This window comes from Sphingomonas bacterium (assembly GCF_903643035.1).
Classification (GTDB): Bacteria; Pseudomonadota; Alphaproteobacteria; order Sphingomonadales; family Sphingomonadaceae; genus Sphingomonas.
Genome location: NZ_CAHJWW010000251.1, coordinates 1 through 4,024, shown reverse-complemented (window position 1 = coordinate 4,024; position 4,024 = coordinate 1). Strand labels below are relative to the sequence as shown.

Annotated in this window: 6 protein-coding genes; 2 read left to right on the top strand and 4 right to left on the bottom strand. The window is 67.4% G+C overall.

Annotation, left to right across the window (positions count from 1 at the left end):
- Together mobF and HUV01_RS15525 are read right to left on the bottom strand one after the other, a co-directional pair.
- Positions 1-1,472: MobF family relaxase (gene mobF, locus HUV01_RS13190; protein ID WP_174298684.1), on the bottom strand; the 1,472-nt coding region annotated here is incomplete at its 3' end.
- The gene (locus HUV01_RS15525; protein WP_254606638.1) at positions 1,469-2,323 is read right to left on the bottom strand and encodes a hypothetical protein; all 855 of its coding nucleotides are present in this window, start codon (positions 2,321-2,323) and stop codon (positions 1,469-1,471) included. The genes HUV01_RS15525 and mobF, both read right to left, overlap by 4 nt.
- A 114-nt stretch (positions 2,324-2,437) precedes the next feature.
- Between HUV01_RS15525 and HUV01_RS13170 the strand changes: the two genes are divergently transcribed.
- Both HUV01_RS13170 and HUV01_RS13165 read left to right on the top strand, forming a co-directional pair.
- A complete protein-coding gene (locus HUV01_RS13170) occupies positions 2,438-2,869 on the top strand; it encodes a helix-turn-helix domain-containing protein (RefSeq protein ID WP_302480059.1) in 432 nt (143 codons plus the stop codon).
- Entirely contained in the window at positions 2,866-3,129 is a 264-nt protein-coding gene (locus tag HUV01_RS13165) for a hypothetical protein (RefSeq protein ID WP_174298679.1), read from the top strand. The genes HUV01_RS13170 and HUV01_RS13165 overlap by 4 nt, the downstream gene beginning before the upstream one ends.
- 364 nt (positions 3,130-3,493) lie before the next feature.
- On the opposite strand, the gene HUV01_RS13160 is transcribed toward HUV01_RS13165, so the two are convergent.
- A complete protein-coding gene (locus tag HUV01_RS13160; protein ID WP_174298678.1) occupies positions 3,494-3,706 on the bottom strand; it encodes a hypothetical protein in 213 nt (70 codons plus the stop codon).
- A 34-nt stretch (positions 3,707-3,740) separates the two neighbouring features.
- On the bottom strand, positions 3,741-4,024 hold a 284-nt coding region (locus tag HUV01_RS13155; RefSeq protein WP_174298677.1), incomplete at its 5' end, for a hypothetical protein.

Sequence of the window (4,024 nt, the reverse complement as noted above, 5' to 3'; positions counted from 1 at the left end):
GTCGACTTGCCGCGACCGGGACCGCCCTGGACGTTGATCACCCGGTCATGTGACGACAGCATCAGCACCGCGGCTGCCTGCTGGCCGGGGTTGAGGCGCCGCAGTCCGAGCTCACGCGCCGCATCCTGAGCACGCGCGGCAGCTTCGGTTGCCGGCACGATCGGTGCCGACCGCCCCCGCCCCGCCTCGATCGCAGCAAGATATCCCTGCTCGAGCCGGACCGCACTGTCGGTGGTCAGCATGCGGTCGCCGTCGCCGAGCAGCAGGCCTTTGGCCTCGAGCAGCGCGAGCCGCGCCTCGACGTCGGCCACGGTCACCGGACCGCCGCGCTCGAGCGCGGCGCGGATCAGGTCGAGCTGGTCGAACGCCGCTTCGTGCTCGCCAAGGTCGCGGACCGCCGACGCGACCGCCTGCGCCGCGGCGAAGACACGGGGGTCGAGGCGGCCGAGGCGTTCGGGCACCAGCGGGTCGCCGTCGCGCGGCGTCAGCCCCATGCGGCCGGCGATCGCCAGCCCTCGCTCCCCTGCCCCGCGCACACCGCGCACGACCTGCGTCCACACGGTCTGCGCCCGATCCGACCGGGCACGCGCGGCCGCGACCAGTCTGCCCGCGTCGAACCCCTGGCTCGCAGCCACCGCCTGCCACCGGCTGTCGCGCACTTCCGGCGCAAGCTCAGGTGTCTTGGCGCTGCGCGTGGCGAGCGCCGCCAGCTCGCGCTCGCGCGCCGTCCCCTCCCTGCCGCGCGCCTCGAGATGCGCGCCGATTTCGGCGGAGCGGGTCGAGAACGCCTCGATCACCGCGCGCGGCACGCCGGCGATGTCGAATGCGCCGTCGCGCGGATTTTGCGCGGGAACGGTCGCGTAGCCAAGCGCCTCGACCCGGGCGCGCAGGGTCGAGGCGAACACCGCGCCCATGACGTGCTGGCGGTCGTACAGCGCGTCGGAGCGCAGCGCCCGCCACTTGCCGTCGGCCGTCTGCGTCGCGTTGGCGATGACGCTGTGGACGTGGAGCTGCGGCTCGCCGTTGCGGTTGACGTCGTGGAGGAAGGTCGCGGCGACAAACCTGCCCGTTCGCTCCGGCTCCTGGCTCTGCCCGTTCCACACCCGCGCTTCGGCGAGGTTGCGCTCGGCCCAGCCCAGCGTCGCCGCCGCCGCCTCGCGCACCGCCGTCACCAGTCGCGCATCGCCGCCGACCAGCGCGAGGATCGACAGGGACTTCGGCGCCGACATCGTCAGATCCCATCCGGGGCGATGCTCGCCGCGCTTCGCATCCAGTTGGCTGCCGTCGGGCAGGTCGCCGGCGAGGATTTTGGCGAACCGGTCGGCGTCGACCGCGCCTTCGAGGCCCAGCTCGGTCGCGCCGGTGCCGGCCCATGCGCTCGCACTCTCGGCCTCGTCGGCGGTGTAATAGTTGTCGCGGGCGTGATAGCCGGCCGCGTCGCCGGCCGAACCGATGGCGCTGACCGAGATCACCGCCGATGCGCCGGCGCCGGAGACCTCGGCCCGAACGTGACCTGCATCTGCTTGCCGGCGAGTTCGGTTCTGCACGTGTCGATCGACATGCGATAATTGATCAGGGCACACACCGCCTGGTCGCCGCCACCGAGCAGTGCATTCGCTGACCGAACCGCCAGCCATGAGTGCGGAAGAATGAGGGCGAGCACGAAGTAGATGGCAACGCTGCCGCCCCACATGGTCGCGAAGATCCCGGCCAGCGTCCAGCCCGACCAGTGTTCGTTGCACAGGCTGTAGAAAACCTGCGTCCACGGCCGTTTGACCCAACTGGCGATGGCGGCGGTATGCGCCTCAAGCTTCTTGCCATGTTCCAGCTGTCGCTGGTCGATCGTGTCGAACCGAGGCTCCCGCTCGATCCGCTGCAAGGCGGACATGATCTCAGCAAGCGCTGGAGACGCCGTCAGCGCCGCGATCAGCGATGCCGCGATCTTGTCGAGACCGATCCGGGTAGTGTCGAAGGTACGGTGAAACTCGCTGGTGAGCTGGGCGACGATCTCGGTCCGTGCCTCGCTGATGCCGATGGAATCCGTTTTCGCGCTCTTCGCCAGCTCGGCGTCACGTTTGCCATGATGACGAAGGACTCGGTCGAGCTCCGTCACCATGGTGCGCACCTCGGCAATCAGGTGCTGCAGGTCGGCGGGCGATGGAAGTTCCGGCCGGCTGAAGGTCGCCCTGCCTTCGCGGCGTGCGTCGGTCGCGTCGGTAAGTATTTCGCGGACCAGTTCTGATCGCTGCTGACCGACGTCGGCGGCCCAGCGGGTCAGCGCTGCGTCATGTTCGTCCGAAATCCGCGCCGTTACCTGCGCCACGAAATTTACTCCCTCCAGCCGGTCCATATTGGCCGATTGCGTCGCTGCCCGTGGTCGATTAGAACCGATAAGCAACACGTATAGTGCATAATCCTGCACGGACGGAGTGTCTAGTTGTCATCGAGGCATTCCATAGGCGAGCGCATCCGGGCTGTGCGGCAGCGCGCCGGACTGTCGCTCGATCGCTTCGCCGACGCGCTGGGCTATTCACGGCGGGCACTGGTCAACTGGGAACAGAACGCTGCCGAGCCGCCGATCGGGGTGCTGGCCAAGCTCCGCCAGATTTACGACGTCGATCCCGAATGGGTCGTGCTGGGTGAAGATCTCTCGCCCCGGACCCGGTTCGGACAGACGGACTGGTCCCGCTTCGACCGCATCACCAGGGATGTCGAGCTCGCCTGTGACCAGGTCGGGGTGGACTTCGAACCTCAGGTCCGCGCCGAGCTGATCCGCGGACTGTTCGACGACGATCCGGCCGATGAAGAGGCGAACCGGAAGCAGTTGCGCCAGACCCTGCGCGCGATCAGCAAGGGAAAGATTGCGTGAAGCGCGCCAACAAGGACTGGAACGCGAAACTCGAGCGGAGCGCAGCGCGCGGCGGCGTACGCTATCGCAATCGCAGGGTCGTCATTCCTCTGATGGTCTTGACCCTTACCCTCGCCGGCGGCGGCCTGATGGCCGATATCTGGCTGAGATCGCACTGGCTGAGCATTACGACCTATGTCAGTGCCGGGATATCGGGCTGCACCCTTTTCGCTTATCTGCTCGATAAGCGACTCCGGATAAAACCGCCGCCGCACCGATAATCGGCGCGTGGTCGACGGTGTGGGCGCCCGCGGACACGCCGGATGATGTTGCTCTGTCTTCCAAGGTCCCGCGGCGAGCTGGCGTGCTTTCTTCAGGCTGAACGCGTCTCTCCGCACGCCTAGGCAGGCTGTAGCGCCGTAGCAGCGGTGTAGCACGTCTCAAACCAGCTTCGATGCGTGCCGTAGCAACCGCGCTACGGCGCTACACGCTTGTTTTGATTAGATATTGGCCTATTGTCTCGCCTGCTATCCATAGCGTGGTGTGTGCCCATTGCTCCATATCGCAACGCCGCTTTGTGCATCGGGTTCGAGACCCCGCAGTCGTGACGAGGTTCCTGCAGGGTCCGCCGGCGGCGACCCTCGCTCAGTGAAACAGCTGCACGATCGCCGCGACGGTCCCGATCATGGCGGCCATCGTGACGGCTCCGTGGAACAGCAGCTGCGGCCTGGCGAGGGTGGTGTCCTGAAGGATCTTCAGCGTGTCGGCATTGAGCTTCTGCAGCTCGGCCCGCATCCGGTCGATGTGGGCCAGCTGCTCGCGGAGGTCGGCCGGCTCGAGCACCGGTGTCGCGCACATCATACTCTGATTGCCGAGTCCCCCTGCCCCGCTGTCAGCCAAATGCTCGCGCCTGCTCCGCGACGACGATCTCCGCCGCTGTCTGACCGCGCGCGGCGTCGATCGCCTGGTCGAGCCACACGTAAATCAGCGCGGGCGTGATGGGCGTCGAACGGGCAAACCGGCCGTGGTTCGCCGCGCTCGCTGCTACCACTCGCCAGAGATCTGGCGCGATGATCTGCCGAAGCGCCGCGATCGCTGTCGGCGTCGCTGGGCTGATGAGCCGGTGCGTCTGGCGCATGGCACTGAACAGGATGAGAGCCAGAACGACCGAGGCCA

Bases quoted from the DNA above. Each gene is read 5' to 3' on its own strand.
- HUV01_RS13160 (WP_174298678.1), bottom strand. From the start codon at position 3,706: ATGTGCGCGACACCGGTGCTCGAGCCGGCCGACCTCCGCGAGCAGCTG.